Source organism: Pseudomonas umsongensis, from assembly GCF_002236105.1.
GTDB classification, from domain to species: Bacteria; Pseudomonadota; Gammaproteobacteria; order Pseudomonadales; family Pseudomonadaceae; genus Aquipseudomonas; species Aquipseudomonas umsongensis.
In genome coordinates, this window is the sequence record NZ_NIWU01000001.1 from 1059445 (window position 1) to 1079516 (window position 20072).

Annotated in this window: 18 protein-coding genes and 1 pseudogene; 9 read left to right on the forward strand and 10 right to left on the reverse strand. The window is 56.2% G+C overall.

Annotation, left to right across the window (positions count from 1 at the left end):
- The first annotated feature begins 8 nt into the window (after nucleotides 1-8).
- The 5 genes and pseudogenes from thrC to PSUM_RS32060 form a co-directional block, all read left to right on the forward strand.
- A complete protein-coding gene (gene thrC / locus PSUM_RS04655) occupies nucleotides 9-1397 on the forward strand; it encodes a threonine synthase (protein WP_083349092.1) in 1389 nt (462 codons plus the stop codon).
- Nucleotides 1394-1831 (forward strand): Lrp/AsnC family transcriptional regulator, encoded by a 438-nt coding sequence (locus tag PSUM_RS04660; RefSeq protein ID WP_020797502.1) that lies wholly within the window; start codon nucleotides 1394-1396, stop codon nucleotides 1829-1831. Before thrC ends, PSUM_RS04660 begins: the two co-directional genes overlap by 4 nt.
- Nucleotides 1832-1945: 114 nt before the next feature.
- Complete coding sequence (locus tag PSUM_RS04665) at nucleotides 1946-2986, forward strand: homoserine dehydrogenase (RefSeq protein WP_020797503.1); 1041 nt, start codon at nucleotides 1946-1948, stop codon at nucleotides 2984-2986.
- Between the two features lie 12 nt (nucleotides 2987-2998).
- Complete coding sequence (locus tag PSUM_RS04670; protein ID WP_020797504.1) at nucleotides 2999-4417, forward strand: aldehyde dehydrogenase family protein; 1419 nt, start codon at nucleotides 2999-3001, stop codon at nucleotides 4415-4417.
- Nucleotides 4418-4471: 54 nt separating this feature from the next.
- Nucleotides 4472-4659, forward strand: a pseudogene (locus tag PSUM_RS32060) (histone-like nucleoid-structuring protein, MvaT/MvaU family); the annotation flags it as partial.
- A gap of 429 nt (nucleotides 4660-5088) precedes the next feature.
- On the opposite strand, the gene PSUM_RS04685 reads toward PSUM_RS32060, so the two are convergent.
- From PSUM_RS04685 to PSUM_RS04695, 3 genes are all read right to left on the reverse strand, one after another.
- Nucleotides 5089-6378, reverse strand: a complete 1290-nt coding sequence (locus PSUM_RS04685; RefSeq protein WP_093935737.1) for an OprD family porin — start codon at nucleotides 6376-6378, stop codon at nucleotides 5089-5091.
- Nucleotides 6379-6511: 133 nt separating this feature from the next.
- Complete coding sequence (locus tag PSUM_RS04690) at nucleotides 6512-6967, reverse strand: type II 3-dehydroquinate dehydratase (RefSeq protein ID WP_020797506.1); 456 nt, start codon at nucleotides 6965-6967, stop codon at nucleotides 6512-6514.
- A 15-nt stretch (nucleotides 6968-6982) separates the two neighbouring features.
- On the reverse strand, nucleotides 6983-8338 hold the full coding sequence (locus tag PSUM_RS04695) for an MFS transporter (RefSeq protein ID WP_033041255.1): 1356 nt from the start codon (nucleotides 8336-8338) through the stop codon (nucleotides 6983-6985).
- A 166-nt stretch (nucleotides 8339-8504) separates the two neighbouring features.
- Between PSUM_RS04695 and PSUM_RS04700 the strand changes: the two genes are divergently transcribed.
- Both PSUM_RS04700 and PSUM_RS04705 read left to right on the forward strand, forming a co-directional pair.
- Nucleotides 8505-9389, forward strand: a complete 885-nt coding sequence (locus PSUM_RS04700) for a LysR family transcriptional regulator (RefSeq protein WP_020797508.1) — start codon at nucleotides 8505-8507, stop codon at nucleotides 9387-9389.
- Nucleotides 9390-9840: 451 nt separating this feature from the next.
- Nucleotides 9841-10149 carry a hypothetical protein gene (locus tag PSUM_RS04705; protein ID WP_083349094.1) on the forward strand — a complete coding sequence of 103 codons (309 nt, stop codon included), beginning with the start codon at nucleotides 9841-9843 and terminating at the stop codon, nucleotides 10147-10149.
- 566 nt (nucleotides 10150-10715) lie between these two features.
- Here PSUM_RS04705 and PSUM_RS31780 read toward each other — a convergent pair.
- From PSUM_RS31780 to PSUM_RS04725, 5 genes are all read right to left on the reverse strand, one after another.
- Complete coding sequence (locus tag PSUM_RS31780) at nucleotides 10716-10889, reverse strand: hypothetical protein (protein ID WP_169840429.1); 174 nt, start codon at nucleotides 10887-10889, stop codon at nucleotides 10716-10718.
- 637 nt (nucleotides 10890-11526) lie between these two features.
- Nucleotides 11527-11679: a hypothetical protein gene (locus tag PSUM_RS31925; RefSeq protein WP_175582348.1), complete on the reverse strand. Its 153-nt coding sequence runs from the start codon at nucleotides 11677-11679 to the stop codon at nucleotides 11527-11529.
- Nucleotides 11680-11896: 217 nt separating this feature from the next.
- The gene (locus PSUM_RS04715; RefSeq protein WP_020797511.1) at nucleotides 11897-12778 is read right to left on the reverse strand and encodes a universal stress protein; all 882 of its coding nucleotides are present in this window, start codon (nucleotides 12776-12778) and stop codon (nucleotides 11897-11899) included.
- A 234-nt stretch (nucleotides 12779-13012) separates the two neighbouring features.
- Nucleotides 13013-14839 carry a DNA polymerase/3'-5' exonuclease PolX gene (gene polX, locus PSUM_RS04720; protein WP_083349095.1) on the reverse strand — a complete coding sequence of 609 codons (1827 nt, stop codon included), beginning with the start codon at nucleotides 14837-14839 and terminating at the stop codon, nucleotides 13013-13015.
- A gap of 174 nt (nucleotides 14840-15013) precedes the next feature.
- Nucleotides 15014-15574 carry a nitroreductase family protein gene (locus tag PSUM_RS04725; protein WP_083349096.1) on the reverse strand — a complete coding sequence of 187 codons (561 nt, stop codon included), beginning with the start codon at nucleotides 15572-15574 and terminating at the stop codon, nucleotides 15014-15016.
- Nucleotides 15575-15789: 215 nt separating this feature from the next.
- On the opposite strand from PSUM_RS04725, the gene PSUM_RS04730 reads away from it, so the two are divergent.
- Both PSUM_RS04730 and PSUM_RS04735 read left to right on the forward strand, forming a co-directional pair.
- Entirely contained in the window at nucleotides 15790-16287 is a 498-nt protein-coding gene (locus PSUM_RS04730) for a BCAM0308 family protein (protein ID WP_033043809.1), read from the forward strand.
- A 22-nt stretch (nucleotides 16288-16309) separates the two neighbouring features.
- Entirely contained in the window at nucleotides 16310-16534 is a 225-nt protein-coding gene (locus PSUM_RS04735) for a hypothetical protein (protein WP_083349097.1), read from the forward strand.
- A gap of 111 nt (nucleotides 16535-16645) precedes the next feature.
- Here PSUM_RS04735 and PSUM_RS04740 read toward each other — a convergent pair whose 3' ends face one another.
- Both PSUM_RS04740 and PSUM_RS04745 read right to left on the reverse strand, forming a co-directional pair.
- A complete protein-coding gene (locus PSUM_RS04740; protein WP_083349098.1) occupies nucleotides 16646-17107 on the reverse strand; it encodes a hypothetical protein in 462 nt (153 codons plus the stop codon).
- Nucleotides 17108-17193: 86 nt separating this feature from the next.
- Nucleotides 17194-20034, reverse strand: coding sequence for a cation-translocating P-type ATPase (locus PSUM_RS04745; protein ID WP_083349099.1), 2841 nt, complete (start codon nucleotides 20032-20034; stop codon nucleotides 17194-17196).
- Nucleotides 20035-20072: the final 38 nt, after the last annotated feature.

The window sequence follows — 20072 nt, forward strand, 5'->3', positions numbered from 1 at the left end:
GAGTGACCATGGATTATGTAAGCACACGCGGCGGTGACATGCGGGCGGACTTTCGCCGTGTGGTGCTGTCGGGGCTCGCCGAGAATGGTGGCCTGTATGTACCAACCCGTTTGCCGGTATTCACAGAGAAACAAATCACCAGCTGGTCATGGCTGCCGTTTGATGAGCTGGTATGGCGGGTAATCTCGCCATTTGTTGGTTCGTCCATGGACGAAAGCACCCTCCGAGCATTGCTCAGCGACAGTTATCGACAATTCAAGCACCGCGCTATTACCCCGCTTGAGCAGATCGGGCATAACGAGTGGATACTCCAGCTGTTTCATGGCCCGACGCACTCTTCCAAGGATTTCGCCGCGCAGTTGCAGTCGCGCCTGGTCAAGCATTTTCTGGAGGAGGTGGGTAGAGAGGCGTTGGTGGTCGGTGCAACCAATGGTGATACAGGTCTCGCGGCGCTTGAAGCCTTTGCTGACTGCCCGGCTGTCCGCATGGCGATACTGTATCCGCGCGAGGGGCTTGCGCCTGAGCAACTCAGTGCCTTGCAGGCAGCCGACCCAACGCGGGTTCAGCTGTTTGCGGTTGACGGAAATTTCGATGATTGCCAGACGCTGGTCTCCCGACTCTTGCGTGAGTGGCCGTTGGACGCAGTGATGCCGGTCTGTTTCAACTCGACCAATTGGATCGGCGTCCTGGCCCAAATCGTTTTTTACTTCCACGCGGCGTTGCAACTGGGGGGTGGTTCACGTCCCGTCGGCTTTAGCGTTCCCGCTGCCAGCTCGGCCGAGATATACGCAGGTTACATTGCGCAGAAAATGGGATTACCCATCAATCAGGTGATCATCTCTACCAATAGCAATGATGCGCTGCACCAGTTTTTTCATTGCAATCGCTACTCCACCCGGATGACCAGTCGAACAGTTTCGCCAGCGATGGACTTCTCGTTGTTTTCCAACCTGGAGCGGTTTATCTGGGAGATTTACGAGCACGATGGCTGCTCAACAAAAGCGCTGATGGAGCAATTTGAAAGTTGCGGAGAAATGAGCATTGGCAATCAGCAATGGCTGCGTGCCCGAGTACTCTTCGATTCCTATGCGGTAGACGAATCCCAGGTACGCGATGAGGTGGTCGAACTGTTTCGAGAGACAGGTTCTGCCATCGATCCTCACACCGCTGTCGGTGTGCTGGCCGGCCGGCTTCATCGACGCAGCCTGGGGGCGCCAATGGTCACCTTCGGGCAAATAGCGCCGGCCAAGTCAGCAGCGCTGTTGGCAGAGCTCGGCGTCTGGCAAGCAAGCGTTGCGAGGACTGTCGAGGTGCGCGAGCAACTGCCTTACCTGGCCAAGGGCGATCTGGAGGGCCTGTGCCAGGCTCTCCGTCTGGCACAGCAGAGGCTTTCATGAAGCGCATTCTGGATCCGCTGGACGAACGCATACTGGCCGAACTGACCGCCAATGCGCGAATAGCCCATATCGAACTGGGTGCCAAGATCAACTTGTCCCGCAATGCTGTGCGTCAGCGTATCGAGCGTCTTGAGCGCGATGGTGCGATCCAGGGCTACACAGTCCTTCTCGGTGAGTCACGACGACCTACATCGCTTATCAGCGCGGTGATCTTTGTCTACCGCTATGACCGCATGCGTGGCGAAGAAGTACTCGCGGCTCTGCGCTCCATTCCCGAAGTCGTGCAGTGTGAAGTACTCAGTGGTGAGTTCGATTTGATGTTGCGCGTGAATGCCGCCACACCTGAACGTGTCCACCTCGTGTGGAAGGAAATTGCGGCCATGTCGGGGGTGGAAAACACCGTGACATCGTTCGTTCTTTCCGCGGTGTTTTAAAAGATCGCGCTTGGGCAAAACGCTCAACTAATACAGCAGACTGCCATATTCAACTGCCAAAGCTCCGCTCTTAGGATGTTCCTATCGAACAACATCAATAAAGGAACAGCTGTTATGACTGAGTACAAAATTGCCTTGGTAGGGTTTGGTGGCGTGAACCGTGGCTTTGCCCAATTGGTCGCCGAGCGTAATGCCGAGTGGAAAAACTCCCTGGGTTTCACGGTTAAAATCGTCGGTGTTACCGATCTGTTCCTTGGCTCCATCGTTGCCAAAGAGGGTCTTGATGCAAAGCAGTTGGTCGCGCTACCGGTGGAAAAAGGCGCATTCGCTCACCTGCCTGGCGGCAAGGCTGAGGCCTTCAATGAAGCCGTGATCAAGAACTCCGGTGCAGACATCATCGCTGAGGCCACTTTCACAAACCCGGTGGATGGTGAGCCCGCAACTACCTTTTGCCGTTGGGCCTTGGAAAGTGGCATTCATGTAGTCACCACCAATAAGGGGCCCATTGCGCTGCACGGGGCCGAGCTCAAAGCGTTGGCCCGTCGCAACCAGGTGGCTTTCGAATACGAGGGGGCGGTGATGAGTGGCACTCCTGTGATTCGCCTGGCCAAGCAGGCCTTGGCGGGTGCTAACGTCCAAGGTTTTGAAGGCATCCTCAATGGCACTTCCAACTATGTGCTCAGCCAGATGAAAGATGGCCTGGCGTTTAACGATGCCGTGGTGCAAGCGCAACAACTCGGCTACGCCGAGGCCGATCCAACCGCCGATGTAGAGGGGTTTGACGTACGCCTCAAGGTGGTCATCCTGGCCAACGAACTGCTGAATGCACGACTGAATGTCAGTGATGTAGCGTGTTCGGGCATCAGCAATATCAGTGCGCAAGATATTGCTCAGGCAAGTGCCAATGGTGCGAGCTGGAAACTGATTGGCTCAGCCGATCGTGCAGCCGATGGCTCGGTTCGAGCGAGTGTCGAGGCCCGGCTGCTGCCGGATTCGCATCCTCTGGCAGGTATTGCCGGCGCCACGAATGCCGTGTCATTCAATACCGAACTGCTGGGAGCTGTCACGGTGTCCGGGCCTGGGGCAGGGCGTATCGAGACGGCCTTTGCATTGCTGTCGGACATCGTCGCCATTCACACCACCCACGGCAAGTAACAGGAGGTTGTCATGAGCGTATCCAGCATGGCCAGTATCCAGCTTGTGGAAGCCAAACAGATTGATGTTTTCAGTCCATTCGATGGTCGCTTGGTAGGGAGCGTCCCTTGCCTTGATGCAGCCGCAGTTCCTGGCTTGCTGGAACGCGCGCGAATCGGCGTGCGCGAGAGTGCGGCAATGCCTCGTCACCTGCGTGCGCGCATTCTTGAGGATGCCGCTCGGTGTGTGGAGCTTGAGTCTGATGCATTTGCCAAGCTGATCGTTGCAGAGGCGGGAAAAACGCTGCGACAAGCAGAGAAGGAGGTGAAGCGTTGCGTGAACACCTTGAAGCTATCGGCGGAAGAGGCGCGTCGTAACGCCGGTGAAGTAATTCCATTTGGGGCCTATGAAGGATCGGAATCGCGGCAAGGTTGGTTCACACGGGAGCCGTTGGGACTTATCGTCGCCATCACGCCCTATAACGATCCGCTGAATCTGGTCGCCCATAAGCTCGGCCCGGCCATCGCCGGCGGCAATGCCGTGATTTTGAAACCCTCGGAACTCGCGCCGCTGTCTGCTCTCAAGCTCGTCGAGTGCTTGGTGAAAGCGGGGCTTCCACCCTCTGTGATTACCCCGGCTACGGGTGGCGTTGACCTGGGTAAAGCATTGGTGGAGGTTCGCGACGTACGGATGATTTCCTTCACGGGTGGTTTTGCTACGGGTGAGGCCATTGCTCGTACCGCCGGGTTGAAGAAGCTGGCAATGGATCTGGGGGGAAATGCCCCGGTTCTTGTGCTTGAAGATTGTGATATCGGCCCGACCGTTGAGTCCTGTGTGTCGGGTGCCTTTTGGGCAGCAGGGCAGAATTGCATCGGCACTCAACGCATCCTCGTACATAGTTCAATTTATGAGGAGTTCCGTGAGCGTTTTGTCAGTCAAACGCGCGCCTTGGTAGTAGGTGATCCTAACCAGCGAGCAACGGATGTAGGCCCGATGATTACGGAGCAGGCGGCGCGCCGTACGGAGCAATTGGTCAATGAAGCACTGGCCGAAGGTGCTGTCCTTCTGTGTGGGCACCAACGCCAAGCTGGAAGTTATGCGCCGACCGTGCTCGAGCATGTGAGACATAGCAGTACGATTTGGCAGCAGGAAGTCTTCGCGCCGGTGGTTATCCTGGAACCTTTTGATCATCTGGACGACGCCGTTGCTCTGGCTAACGCAACAGAGTACAGCCTGCATGCAGGTCTTTTTACACGTGATATTTCCAAGGCTTTAAAACTATCGCGTCAGATTGAAGCGGGTGGCGTAATGATCAATGACTCTTCGGATTATCGTTTCGATGCCATGCCTTTCGGTGGTTTCAAGTACGGAAGTCTGGGGCGCGAAGGTGTTCGATTTGCGTATGAGGACATGACGCAGCCTAAAGTGGTCTGCATCAGCGAGTTGGATTAAACCTACAAAAAAAATTGCGATTGACTCACATCGGGTGGACGCTTTTTCTGACGCCCGATGTCCGGTCGTCGTGCACCAGTTACTGAGTCCAGGACCAGCACTCGTAAGCCTCGTCAGGTAAAAGTCTACAAAAAGCCGCACACCGGCGGATCGTCGAAACCAAAGGCGGCAATCACAAAACGCTGAAGGAATGGAAAGTGCAACACGGCTCCGCGACCGTTGAGTCCTGGCTGACCAAGTGATTTTGGTTTGAGAACAAAAGGGCCCGTCGAGGGCCCTTTTTTGTGGGCTCCTAAATTTCGCACACCGCGTACACGTCGCGGGCTTAAACCCAACTTCATCCCTCCCATCGACACCTGGTGCGAATCAGCGCCTATGCCTGCGACCGTCAATCACGCAAAAGCAAAAAGATTCACGAGCGCTGTTGACACATCAATTCGTAATTCGGACGCTCATCCCACTGACTCCCGCAGTGGTTCCATTCGGGCTGGTTACCGGGTTTATGGCTATTGAGATGGGAATGTCGCTAGGCATGAGTATGGAGGAGACACGGCTCCTCTACTCAGGTTCGGCTCAGCTCGTTGCACTCCGGTTACTGTCTGCCTTTGTGGGTCGGCCTTGGTTCGCAAGGCCGGGTACCGATGAGCGCAGTTGGCTCAACTGCCCCCCCCCTACAACAACGATATTGGGTAGCTGATGAACAGCCGGTTTTCGTCAAACTCATTGGTGCTGAAAGTCTTGCGGATATTTGAGTTTCTCCATTTGACGCTTAGGTTTTTCAACGTGCCGGACTGCACCACATAAGCCAGTTCTGACTCGCGCCCCCATTCCTTGCCATCGGTAAACGCTCCCGAGTGCACGTTGTCGCCACTGATGTAGCGGTTCATCATGGTCAGTCCCGGGAGGCCCACTGCGACGAAATTAAAGTCATGGCGCACCTGCCAGGAGCGTTCCTGAGCATTATCAAAACTGGAGTTGTAGCTGTCGTTCGCCAGCGTGCCGCCACTGGCTCCGTTGACGCGCATCCAGGCAGTGTCTCCGGTCAGTTTCTGTAAGCCCACATAGAAGGTGTTGCCCCCCAGTTTTGCCGAGAACAAGCCGAAGGCGGTTTTGTTGTCCATGTCGCCAGCGAGGGCGGCACCGTCTTCCTTGCCGGTGAAAAAGCCCATGTTGGCGCCGAGCGTCCAGTCGCCCACCGGCTGGCTGTGGGTCAAGCTGATGTATTGCTGCTGATAGATGTCTTTGAGTTCGTCATACCAGAGTCCAATGGTGGTGCGTTTCTCGTTGAAGGTGTATTCACCACCACCGAAGTTGAATCGGTCAGACGTGAACGCCGCTTTGCCGTTCATGGACATGTCTTCCATGCTGGCGTCGTTACGCGGGCTGTTCTGCCTGATCTGACCGCCGTACAACGTCAATCCGCTGATTTCCTGGGAGGTGATCTGGGCGCCTTGAAAGGTCTGCGGCAACGAACGGCCGTCATCGGAACGGAGAATCGGCAGCGTGCTGACCCATTCGCCTACCTTGACCACCGTCTTCGACACCTTGGCCTTGGCGGCAACGCCAAGCCGTCCGAAATTGTCGGCGGGGCGTCCGTCATCATGGATAGGCAAAAGCTGAGTGCCGCCTTTGCCGCCGTCGAGTTTCTGTGAATAAAGCCCCAGCACATCAACACCAAACCCTACGACTCCTGGGGTATAACCGGAGCGGGCGTCAAGGATGAAGTTTTGCGTCCACTCCTCAGCCTTGCCCTGAGGCGCGGCGCTGCTGGGGTAGGCGGGGTTGACGAAATTGCGGTTGATGTAAGCATTGCGCAGATTCAGCGTGGCGCTGGCGCCCTCGATAAAACCGCTGTTTTCATCGGCCTGGACAACGGCGACCTGTCCTGCACCGAGTGCCAGGGCCAGGCTTATCAAGGAGCGTCGTACGGGCACGTTGCAGTGAAAAAGAGGGGAGTACATGGAGGTGTTCTCGCAGTGGATTATTGTTTTTTTGTGTGCACTTATGAGGTCGGCACCTGGATTTCAGGCGCAGGCGGCCCGGCTAACCTTCTGCCAAAGAGACCGCCGTATCAGGAGTAAGCGATGAGATGCGTCAGTTGCCCAGGGCCTTGCGGCGCAGCAGGTCATCAATGGCCCTGATAGCCAGGGGATAACCGTCGGCTCCCATGCCGCAAATAACGGCGTTGACCACACCGGACATGATCGAGTGACGATGTAGTTCATCGCGGGCGTGGATGTTCGACAGGTGCAGTTCGATCAGCGGTGTATCGAGCAACTTCAGGGCATCGAGCACCGGAATCGAGTGAAACGAAAAGCCGGCCGGGTTGATGATCAGCGCCGCGCCCTGTTCAAAAACCTCCTGGATCCAGTCGACCATCACGCCTTCGTGGTTGGTCTGGCGAAAGTCGCAGACCAGGTCAAGTTCCTCGGCCAGTCTTTCACTGGTCTGGCGAATCTGATCAAGCGTGGTGTGGCCGTAGATGTGCGGCTCGCGCCGACCCAGCAGGTTCAAATTAGGGCCGTTGAGGATGAAGACAGTGCGGTTCATGGTCGTCCTGCTGCTTTATTTAGTGAGTATGGCGGTGGGGGTGGTATCAACGGTGTCTTGTGCAGCGACGGTATTTAGGTCAATACCTCGGGTTTCCGGGCCGATGACGATCATCGCCAGCGAGATCAGATTGATCACCGCGCACAGCGTCACCAGAGGCCACGGCGAGTTGTTCGACTGGGCCATCAGATAGACCGCGATCATTGGCATTGGGCCGCCAACGACCAGGTTGGCGCCGGTGTAGGCCAGTGCGGAACCCGAATAGCGAACCTGGGTCGGGAACGCTTCGGCGAATGCCACGGGCTGGATGCCGCTCTGGAACTGGGTGAAGCCCAGGAACAGACCCATGATTGCCATGATGGCGGGGACGTTCAGGGTGTTGAGGATCGGGAAGTACACGAACAGGATCAGCAAGGTCATGCATGAACCCAGCGCCAGCGCCTTTCTTCGACCCCAGCGATCGGCCAGGTAACCACCGGCCAGTGCACCGAAAATCGCGCAGACGTTTGCCACCATCAGCGACATAAAACCCGTCTGCTGGCTAAAGCCCAGGTGCTTGGTCAGGTAGCTGAGGGAAAAGATCACGATCAGATAGAACAGGGCGGCGGGCGAGCAGAAGAACAACATCAAGCGCAGGATGGTCTTGTAGTGGCTGCCGACGGCGGATTTAAGTGGGCTTTTTTCCTGTTTGACCGGAGTCTTTTTCAAGGCAACGAACGCGGGTGTTTCATCGACTTTCAGGCGGATGAAGATTCCGACCACCACCAGTATGAAACTGAGGAGGAAGGGGATTCGCCAGCCAAAACTTTCAAACTGCTCGCTGGACAACGTGGCGGCCAGTCCCATGAGCACGCCATTGGCCAAAATCTGGCTAAGCGGTGAGCACAGGCCCAGCATGCCCGAATAGCGCCCACGGCGATCGGGTGAGGCGTGTTCCAAGGCCATCAGTTGGGCGCCGGTGGACTCACCGCCCAGCGCGAAGCCTTGAATGATGCGCAGCAGCACCAGCAGGATCGGTGCCCAGACGCCGATCTGACCATAAGTCGGCAACAGGCCCATCAGTACCGACGCCAGCCCCATCAGGGTCACGGTGGCCAGCATCAGGTTACGACGACCCAGTTTGTCGCCGAGGTAGCCACAGGTAATCGCGCCTAATGGGCGAGCGGCCAGACCCACACCGAAGGTTGCCAGCGAGGCCAGAAGGCCCGCTGTTGGCTCCATCGCCGGGAAAAACAGCTTAGGCAAAATGGTTGCCGAAATCGCGCCATACAGCGTGAAGTCAAACCATTCCAGCGCGGTGCCAATAGTCGCGGCGGTCACCGCTTTGCGAGGCATGCGCGAATCATGAGTCTCGTGACTTGTCGTGCTCATAGAGGTGCTCGTCGTTGTTTTTATGGTTATGGGTACTCACACGTTCCCGTTCGGGGCAGGGCCACTGGCAGGACGCGTCGAAGTGGGTAGACGTTAACGCATCCTGCTTGCAGAATAATTATCGAAATCCGTACAAATACATAAGCCAACCTTATGAGTAAGCCTAATGGAACTGCGACATCTGAAGGCCTTTGTCGTTGCGGCCGACCTCCAGCATTTCAGCAAGGCCGCCGAGCAGCTGGGCATTGCACAACCGGCGCTCAGTCAATTGATGCGTACCCTTGAATCAGAGTTAGGCCTGACACTGTTCAGGCGCGAGAACCGTGGCGTGGCATTGACCGCTGCCGGCCTGGCGTTTCTGCCCCATGCCAGGCAATCCATTGAGTCTAGCGAACTGGCGATTGCGGCTGCGCGGCGTGCCAGGAGGGGCGAAGTCGGCGAAATCAACATCGGCTACCATTCGGCATTGTTCGAGGCCAATCTGCCGCAATTGCTGCGGCATTACTTCAGCACGTTCCCCGAAGTCAAAGTGTCGCTGGTGGATGCGGGTATTCGCGCGCAGTTTGAAATGCTGCTCGATCACAAGCTGGATCTGGCATTTGCCAGGGTGTTCAAGGATCACCTTCCAGACCGGTTGCGCACGCATCATTTCAGTCAGTCCAATCTCGTCCTGCTCATGCCGGACAACCATGAACTAGCCGAACGTTTTACCGGCGAGCTGGCGATGCTGCGGCACGAGAAATTCGTATTTTTGCAGGACACTGCCGGTATCGGCTTAACCTCGCACACACTGCAGGCCTGCCGACAGAATCAACTGCATCCGGAGAACATCATGTATGTGCCCTCGTTGATGAGCATTCCCGGACTGGTCGCAGCGGGCATTGGCTTGAGTATCGTGCCGGAAACCATGACCCGACTGACCATGCCTGGCGTGCGGATAATTCCGTTGGCTCAGCCGGAAATGGTCAGCGAGCTTTCTCTGATTTCGCGCATTGATGAGCGTTCCAGCGCCGTGTTGCACTTCATCGAGGAAGCTCATGGTTGGGGTTGATGCTTTAGCGCTTCTGGGCCCTTTGCTTTTGCGTACAGGCTCAGGTTTGGCTGGCCGCTTACGCTGCTCAGTCCGAGGATTTTGGTTTTGCGAACTATGAGGTGGAGGAAGTGAAGTGACTTGGAAACAGAGCGTAGCCAGCAAGCCTGAATTCAGGTCTTTCTGGCAAGGCGTTTCAATCCCATCCAACACGGCAACCACTAACGCCTGGCCATTTCGATGGAGTGGAAGGTCGACCACAGCAACCGCACATTGGCGTCAGTCTCGCTGATAAAGATCTGGGTGGAATTTGCTGGTGAGCTCTGATTTGGTAAGGGGGGAGGGTTCTCAGGAGAGGTTTGGGTTGGATGTGCAGTTGATTACGTCAGGAGGATGATGTTTGATTGCATGAGGTAGAAATTTCTACCTTTGAGCTATCAACCAGCGAACACCATAGCGGAGGGATAAGTCGATGATCCTTACTTATCAGCAACGCGTTCTCCATGAGGTTAAGCTTGCTTTTCTCACCGCACAGACCGGCGAAAAAGATCGATATTTTTCGACGTCCGAACAACTCACGGCCTATTTAAAGAACAGGCCCGACATCAGATTCCACATCTACGCCACAACCGTAGGATCGGAACTTTCCCACGATCCAGAACCGGAAGGTGCGTATGGCGGTGTGTTTGGTGACGTTTTTTGTGGCGACGAAGTCTTTTACGACAGCGTTAAGGGATGCGTTGTGACATACACACAGACAGGACGAATCTGGGGTGGTTAATTTCGGTTAGTAAGCACCGGCAGAAGTCGACTCAACGCCGCCCAGTTGGTCGGAACCGTTTGCTGCCGGTGCGCCGTTTATTGCTGGGTGTGTTCTGATGAAACGACAATGTAATCGAAGGTTACCTGGATGAATGCTGTGAGTCTCTGGGCCTGCTCACAATGCTTTGTAATCTCCAACAGAAAATGAATTTGCTTGGATGTGGATGTACATGCGCAAGGTGCTTCAGGTTCGGTGATCAGTGGGTAGAACTGGGAATGGGGGCAGGCAGAACTCCAGACTTATGAGGTGAGCAACCGAGAACAATCCAAATAAATGATTTAACATAATATACATTATGCGTACTCTAGGGATGCAGCCTTGGGTGGTAGTCTTCTCCTTTTTGAGCACCAAATGGCCTAGCTTCACTAAGCGGCTGTTTTTCATGCCGCGGAGAAAAACCCCAGTGGTCTCCCGATCGCCAGGGTTTTCCTTTGGCAAGTGATCAGCCGGATTCTGTCGAACGCGTACCGTCCAATTACCCCACAAGCTGGTCCAGCTGTGCTGAGGACCGATAAATTATCCGGTTACTCATCTGGTGGTAGCTTAACCTCCGTTAACAAGTCCTTCGAATTCCTCATTTGCTTTTCTAGCTGCTGCTGGCGGAATAATGCGTCTCGTTGTTCCAATTGCTCTGGTGACAAATACTGCAGTTGATCATCTGGCATTTCAACGAGTTGCTCGGGCGTAAAAGTCACCATAACGATTTCTCCTGGGGCTGAGGAAATGAACTGTTCTAACAACCCTTATAGTTCAGCCACCAACTACATTTGAAAACTGTAAGAAATACCAGTTTTTCAGGCGTTTTTACTTTGATCATCATTCACAAAAGGCATATCAAAAGCTCACATAGCCATGGACGTCAAAATACGGCGGAAGCCGGCTTACTTCAAAGCCAAGCCGTATCCCTCGACCACTACACAACCCCCAGGATCCTTACCCTTGCTTGAAGCAGCCCGTGAAATCATCGACCTTTAACGGAGGATCCTGCTTGTGGTGGGCACACGATTCGGCTGCTGCTTTCAGTTAGAATCACAGGACTTCCCTGCCCTATATACAGATGATTCTTATAGCTCAACTAAATGTCTGTTTAGTTGAGTTAGCTGATAGTAGGTTTTGGAATCAGTGATGTAAAACCAACCTCCTCTAAGGCTAGACAACACGCTGGGAATACAAAACTAAATTCAGGCACCGCTCTTAGCCTCTGAAAATTTCGAATGGTTCAATCCTCAATACCTTGCCGATACCCAGGTAACTGGAAAACCCGGCGATGAGAAGGACCAGGCCAAACGCCAAACCCAGATTCCAGAACGCAATAATCACTGCGTAATTGGCCAATTACGTTCGTACAAGGGCAATCATCAGAGTGACCAGGCCGATGCCCAATCCAAAACGGGTCATGGCCGTGAACAGCGCCATGAACAGGATCATATATGCCAGCTCCCGGCTGATGGCTGGATGATCCGCAGGAGTAACCATGACGGTGTTCATCATCTCTCCTGCCATTCGGGCGAATACAAAACCGCGTTATGGCATCAATCGGCACGTGCAAGTTCGATGTCGTAATACTCCGGCACTGACACCGACAAACCCAATTGCGGGCTGATGATATGTCGATGCAGTCGTTCACATGATCGCCGCGTGGTGCAGCCCCTCCCCTACATCCAGTTTCTGCAAAGGCCAAATACACGCGCCTGTACCGCCGCTTCTAAACCGCCAGAATGCTGCATGGCGCCTGATACAGAATGTGTTCGGTGGTGCTGCCCAATAACTTACCCAGACCACGGGACTGGACTTTGCCCATGACGATCACATCCATTTGATGGTCGTGGCTAAACTCATTCAAGACTGCGATCGGGTGTCCTTCTATGAAATGTCGGCGATCGGACGGCACGCCGAACTGGTCGGCCAGCGCCAGAAAGGCTTTTTTCAGATCCCTGCCGAGCGCCTTGGTCAGTTCAGCAAGGGTAAGGCCGTCATAGTCCGCCAGGTACGCTGCCGAGATGGTGCAGGCGTACAGCAGATGCAGCTCGGCATCGCACTGCAGGGCAAGGCTACTTGCCTGCTGGATGATCCGTTCGTTCAACGTGTTGTCGGCGGGCGTGGTATCGGTGACCTCGACAGCAGCCACCACTTTGCGTGGTAACACGTGCCGGCTGCTTCCCACCAGATACACCGGCACTTGGCAATGGCGCAGCAGTTGCCAATCCAGCGGGGTGAAGATTGCCCGTTTGAATGCCGACTCATGCCGGATTTGCTTGATCAGCAGATCAGGTTGCATGTCGGTCACATAATCGATGATGTCCTTTTCCATATCTTCAGCCCACGCCAGTTGCGTGGTCACTGTGATCCCCCTGCCATGCAACGGGGCGGTCTGCTCATTGAGCCAGTCGTGATGGGGTCGCAGGCAATCCTCACGAAGCTGTAACCTGTCGCGCTCCTCAAGCATCCACAACCCTTTTATAGCGGGAACAAGTGCCAGGATATGCAGACTGGCGCCGCTGGCCCTGGCCAGCGCCATCGCATGTTGTGCCGGGTATTGGCGCAGCGTCGGATCGATTATCAGCAACAAGCGTTGATACTGGCTCATGACAGGTCCTCCAGTCAGATGAAAGTCCTACATGGACGAGTGCACGAGCGCCCCGTCCCAGGCGTCCAGCCCTTCCAGTTACTCAGCATTCAGAAAGTCGCTCATGCATTTCTGCGCCCAAGAGCCAACCCCGCCACTTTTTTTGATTTTGAAAGTCTGCCCTGCTTGCGACTTGATCTACATCAAGTCTGCGATCCCTTGTTCCAGCTGAATCGAATGGCCGGGGCGTGTTGTCTAACGCTGACATAAGCTTTGAACCCGTTCTGTTTGCCTGTCCCCGCCACCGCGCAGAAACGACTTCAGCGTTGATAGCGACCGAGTGTTGAGCACGTTATGGGGTTCCAGCCAGGCTCGACGTGCCTGCGCGACCCCGAAACGCAACTGGGAAAAATCAGCCGTGCGATGCGCATCCGAATTGATACTGATCAGCACACCTTGATCCTTGGCGTGTTGGCACTGCAGATCGAACAGGTCCATGCGCTGCGGCTGCGAATTGAGCTCCAGACAGCAGCCCCGCTCAGCGGCAGACTTGATGATGGCGAGGAGGTCCAGGTTCAGGGGCTCGCGCTCATTGATCAACCGACACAATGGGTGCGCCAGAATCGTGAAATAGCGATGGTCGATAGCCCTGAGCAGGCGCCGGGTTTGCTGGCGTCGAGTCAAATTGAAATGACTGTGGACGGCACCCACCACTAGGTCCAGGCGCCCCAGAATATCGTCCGGCAGATCCAGGCTACCGTCTTCGAGAATGTCGACCTCGACACCTTTGAGCAACGTCATGCCCTGCAACCGGCCATTGAGCGCATCGATCTGGTCGATCTGCTGCAACAACCGGTCGCCGTCCAGACCATGGGCCACCCTGAGGGAACGGGAGTGATCGGTGATTGCCAGGTATTGCAAGCCCGCGGCCTGCGCCGCAAGCGCCATGTCTTCCAGGCTGTTGCCACCATCCGACTCACGGGTATGGGCATGCAAGTCACCTTTGAGATCGCTTGATTCGATCAGTCTGGGCAAGCGATTGGCCAGCGCCGCTTCGATTTCACCCCGATTCTCGCGAAGCTCCGGCACTATCCAGGGCAGGTCCAGCGCCCGATAAACGTCGACTTCAGTGCCACTGGCCAGGCGTCGGTTTTCCTTGAATACCCCGTATTCACTGAGTTTGAGCCCCTTCTTCTGTGCCCTTTGGCGAATCGCGATGTTGTGCGCCTTGCTGCCAGTGAAGTACACCAGGGCCGCGCCATAGACCGCAGGTTCAATGACCCGTAGATCCACTTGCAGGCCTGAACCCAGGAGAACGCTGGCACGCGTTGGCCCTTGAACCAGCACGGTGGCAACATCCGGGTGCTTGATGAACTGCGCGGTAACCTCCACGCCAGGTGCGGCCGCAACGAGGATGTCGATATCGCCGACGGTGTCGCGCATGCGTCTCAGGCTTCCGGCCACGGTCGCTTGCTCGACACCCGGGATCTGCTCCAGATAACACGCCAGCCGCTCTGCCAATGGCTCGACATGGGCGAGCGGTAAACGCCGGTCCTTGCCGATTCCTTTCTGCGCGGCACTCAATAGCCGGGCCTCCAACTTTTCACCAAAGCCGGGAAGATGGCGAATACGTCGCTGTTCAGCGGCCAGACATAACTGTTGTACGGTTTCGATTCCAAGATCGTGATAGAGGTGCCGGACCCGCTTCGGACCCAAACCGGCGATAGATAGCAATTGGGCCAACCCCTTTGGCAAGGTGGCGCGCAACCGTGAGTGCAATGCGCAATCGCCGGTGGTGACGATTTCATTGATCTTGCCGGCCAGGTCAACACCGATCCCGGACAGTTTAGGCAGTGGTTCGCCACGCGCGATGATCTTCGCCAGATCGACGGTCAACGCCCTCAGCGTTCGCGAAGCGTTACGGTAAGCCCTGATCCGGAAAGGGTTGGCATCCTCCAACTCGAGCAGGTCGGCAATATCATCGAAAATCGAGGCAATCTCGTCATTCGCGGTGCCCTGGCCGAGCGATGAAGGCGCCAGGGTGAGCAATGGCGCGTGTGGTGATCCGTCCGGCCGCGGCATGGGGAAATCCCGCTGTTATGGGTGTCGATGCCAACAGCATTGCCGATCCCGATGTCTGCTCCTTGATGTAGATCAGATGCGCCCAACGAACGGTCTCGACGCCCGGATAGCCGACCGAGGCCGGGCAGTGCTTTCCAGGGGCGATCGCCCTGCCCAGCCCATGGGTGTCGCAAGTCAGCCTACCCAGCAAACCTGCGGCTCCTTGTGCGTGACGGGCATTGGCGTGGACTTCGGATGGCCTACGATGATCGGTGCCACCGGCACCCACTCTGAGGGCAAACCAAGGGCATTCTTTCCCTGGGGCGTGTTGAGAAAACCCTGGGCAAAACCGATCCAGCAGCTCCCCAACCCTTCAGCATAGGCAGCGAGCATCAGATTCTCGGCAGCCAGTGAACAGTCTTCAACGATCCACTGGCCGGGGGCGTTTGCCGAAATCAGGATAAGCATAGGCGCATGATAGAAAATCTGGAAACTGTCATCGTTGAGCAACGATAAAAAGTGACCGGAGTGCAATCCTGAAGGCAGGGCCTCGAGCATGTAAGCCTTGGCTTCGCGCGAAATCCGATCGAGCAATGCCTGGTCACGTAATACCGTGAACGTCCAGGGCTGTTGGTTGACTGCGCTGGGCGCCTGAATCGCGGCATTGATCAAACGGCCTATGAGCTCTTTATCAACAGCTTCAGTCGTGTACTCGCGTGTAGAGCGACGGCCGTAAATCGCCTCATCGATATTCATGGGTGCAAACCTCAAGAAGTTTGTTCATAACGTCGTCCAGCCAATGGGGTGGGCTGTTGATTTACATCAAGTCTGCGCACTCGTTTCGTCCGATGGCGTGCGGCCCTGCGAATGGCTTCGCAACGCTGGAAATTGATCTGCATCAAATTGACGAAGCGTGCTGATCGCACACTGAGCGTGGATTGTTTTCTTCCCAATGGCCGAGGAGAACCACGATGGACAAGTATCAGCAGAGCCACAAAGACAAGTTGTTCAAAACCTCCACCCATGATCCTTATTGCTCGCAGCGGGTTGAAGGCTCAGCCATTTGTTCGCAGTGTGGTGCGGTGTATCACGCCGGGAACTGGACCTGGAGTCGTCCTGAAAATACCGTGGCGCATGCAGCCAAAGACACTACCTGCCCGGCTTGTCGACGTGTCGCGGACGACATGCCTGCGGGCACCCTCACCTTATCGGGCAGCTTCTTGCAAAAGCATCGAGATGAAATCATTCACCTGATGGAGCATACGGAAAAGGCGGAGAAAGCCGAGCATGCCCTGGAGCGCATCATCAAACTTTCGGACTCCGCGGATGACCTGATCGTGACTACGACCGGCATCCATCTGGCGAATCGCTTGAGTCATGCGCTGGAAAGTGCTTTCAAAGGGCAATCCGATTACCGGTACAGCGCGGATCAGTATGGCGTGAGCATCCACTGGACGCGCGACGAATAGGACCGGACGCGTTAGTTGTCCGATGAAAAAAAAAGCGCCAGCAAAAAAATACCGGCGAGTTTTGACAAGCGTGGATGCGGCCATTCAGCCCGCCGCCCCACGCTCAATCGCAAAGTTGTTCCAGGCCTGGGCAACGCAGGCTCAACGAAAACTGGCGCGCGAAGGCCTTGGTGGCGCCGTATACGTGGTCACAGCTTTGGCCGGGGTCAACCTGATGGCCGGTTTCATCCAGCCCAGCAGTGCTTGATCACCCTGGGCGATTTCCGAGGCCAGCTCCCGCAATAGGCCTCGGCGGTGGCGCAACTGCGCGACCAGATCACCGGGCCAGGCTGCGAACGCAGGCACGATTTGCAGTATGTCACTTAAGCGTCAAGCGCTTGGCCAGTTCGGCGTCTGGCTTCCACAGGGCGTTGATACAGGCCTCTCCGTCTTCCTCTGTTACAGGCTCGAGTGACTGCGGATCCAGTAGGTGGCTGTCGACCAGCGCAATGCGCACGACGCCGTTTTTGTTGAGCAGTGTTTGTGCCTGACATTCGCACAAGGATCGCGATAGAGCTTCGATGGGAGGCTCTATCTCGGCTTTTTCAAGCTCGATCTCGAAACGCGCGGAGCAAGAGTTCACCAATTCCCTCAAGGTATGGGCAGCAAAGTGATACGCCATGAAATAACCCGCCGGCAACGCCAGCGAGATCAACAGCAGGTAGGTTGCGTCACGTTTCCAGAGCCTTTTACCGGGTCGACGCAGGTTTCCTATTGCCGCTCCCCTGCTCCGCCACCAGCCTTGCACCGCGTGAATCCCGATCAGCTTGTTGATGTTCATGACCAAGTGCCTTACCCAAGTGTCATTAAGAGCATGGGGCCGCCAACAGAATGCCCATTGATTTAGGTCAACTTGGCTGCACCCGTCTATTCACGTTTTGCGATGTATGTTTTTGCCCGCTTCTGGCTCTTCAATCGCAAAAGCAGCTTGCGCAGCTCGATGAACCAGAACAAAGAACTGGCCACTACAAGACAAAATCCCCACTGGCCAAACGTCAATGCACTTGTACCGAACGCCTTGTTGAGCGGTGGCGAGTGCACTACTGCAACCTGCAGGGCTACAGCCAGGACAATCGCCCCCCAAAGCCATCGATTGGCGAACAGTCTCCTGAATGCACTGGTTGACTCGGAACGCGCACTCAATGCGTTAAACAACTGCGCCAATACCAGGACCGTGAAACCGCCAGTGCGTGCCTCAACCAACGAGGCATCACCCGGTATCATCCCCCCCGGCAGCAACCAGTCGATCGTGAATAAACTCGCCAATGCCATGACCAGCCCCACCTCGATTACACCGATCCACATGCGTGTGTCGATGATTCGGTCCCAAGGTTTGCGTGGGCTGCGTGTCATGACATCCTCGCCGTGCGGATCAAGGCCCATGGCGATGGCGGGCGCTGCATCGGTGATCAGGTTGATCCAAAGAATCTGCGTGGCCAGCAGCGGCAGGATGATCGCGCCCTTCTCATCAACCAGGCCGATGACACCGGCACCCACGACGCCGAGAAACACCGTCAGCACTTCTCCCATATTGGATGACAGCAAGTAACGAAGGAACTTGCGGATATTGTCCAGAATGCCGCGTCCTTCACGAATGGCCAGCACAATGGTTGCGAAGTTATCGTCAGCCAGAATCATTTTCGCCGCCTGTCTGCTCACCTCCGTTCCCGTGATGCCCATCGCAATGCCGATATCGGCTGACTTCAGGGCCGGTGCATCATTGACACCATCCCCCGTCATCGCCACCACATGCCCCTGCGCCTGTAGCGCATCGACGATTCTCAGCTTATGCGAGGCAGCCGTGCGTGCGTAAACGCAGGTCGACTTGACCGCCTCGGCCAAGGCCGCGTCGTCCAACTTGTCCAGGTCGGCCCCGGTCAACGCCCTGCCACCGGCCGGGATAATGTCCAGGTCCTCGGCGATGCGCGCAGCCGTTCGGGGGTGGTCGCCCGTGATCATAATGATGCGGATGCCTGCCCGACGGGCCTCGACAATGGCTGGCGCGACCTCCTCCCGCGGTGGGTCACTGATACCGACCGTACCGATAAACACAAGCGCGGTTTCAAGGGGTTGACCGGTCGTGACATCTTCACTGGCTGTCAAGGGACGGTAAGCCACGGAAAGCGTGCGCAATGCCGCGCCCGATAACTCATTCACATTGGCCACCGCCCTGGCACGCAGGTCGTCGGTGAGTGGCACGACATCCATGCCAACTTGTATGTGCGTGCAATGTTGAAGGAGCACATCGGGTGCCCCCTTGCTGAACAGCAGTCGCTGATCGTTGTGCTCATGATCGATGACCACCGCCGACATCATTTTTCGATCAGAGGTAAAGGGTATTTCAGCCACACGCTCGAAGCCATTGGTACTGTGCACGGGCGCATCAAGCTTGCGCTGTGCCACTAGAAAGGCTCCCTCGGTCGGGTCGCCATGAATGACCCAGCTGCCATCTTCGCGTTGCGTCAGCCTGGCGTTGCCAGCGAGGCTTCCACCACGCAACAGCAGCACATTTTCGTTATGCACCGGGCCTTTGCTCGTGGGCATGCCCAGGTAATCAATCTGCCCATTGGGCGCGTAGCCGACTCCACTGACCCGCCCTTTACCAGATGCTGTCATGGTTTGCTGGATGGTCATTTCGGAGCGGGTCAGCGTACCAGTCTTGTCGGTACAGATAACCGATGCAGCCCCCAGGGTCTCCACAGACGACAGGCGCTTGATGATGGCTTTGTTGCGGGCCATGCGTAGCATGCCGAAGGCGAGCACCAGTGACAGAATGGCGGGCAGCCCCTCTGGCACCGCAGCCACCGCCAGGGATACGCCCAGCAACAGCACGCTCAGCACATCATCGACAGTGTCAACTGGAATGAGTATCAGCACGGCCACCACCACAACCATGGTGATTAGCAGAACCGCAATGCCGAGCATCCGCCCTATGGCGCGCACTTCCTTCTGCAGAGGCGTCACCTCTTCGGGTGTGACCTCCAACAAATGAGCGATCGCCCCCACTTCAGTCGCCATGCCGATAGCCGTGACCACCCCGACTCCAGAACCCTGGGCGATGGCGGAGCCTTTGAACACCATGTTGGAGCGCTCCGCCAACGGTACTTCAGTGCCTGGGCACGCGGTGTTTTTCGAAACCGCCTCACTCTCTCCAGTCAACGACGCCTCCAGTACCCGCAAGGCATTGGCCTGGACAAGGCGAGCATCGGCTCCTACCGAATCGCCTTCGGATAACACCAACAGATCACCGACCACCAACTGGTGACTGGGAATACGTTCCATGGCCCCGTCGCGGATGACTGACGAAGAGCTCTGGGTCAGGTTGGCCAATGTTGCAACTGCGCGCTGTGACCGGGTTTCCTGGAAAAACCCGAGGAGCGCATTAGCCAACACAATGAGCGTGATGACCAACGCATCGACAGGCCAATCGCGACCGTCCATCAGCCACCAGCTAGCCAGGTTGATGACCACGGCGACGAGCAGCAGATACACCAACGGGTCCTGAAACTGCCGTAGAAAATACTGCCAGGCAGGCTTGACCGGTTGGGCCCGTAACTCATTGGGTCCGTCACGACTCAGCCGCGCCTGGACTTGCGCACTGGACAAACCCACACCGATGTCAGTGTCCAGCTCGCGGATAATCGTCTCGACGTCCTTGAGGTATGGCGAAGCGATACGGTTGCGGCCGGGCTCAAGCGCGCTACTCATTTCATCTCCTTGACAACGGAGTGTGCGTCGTTACTCGA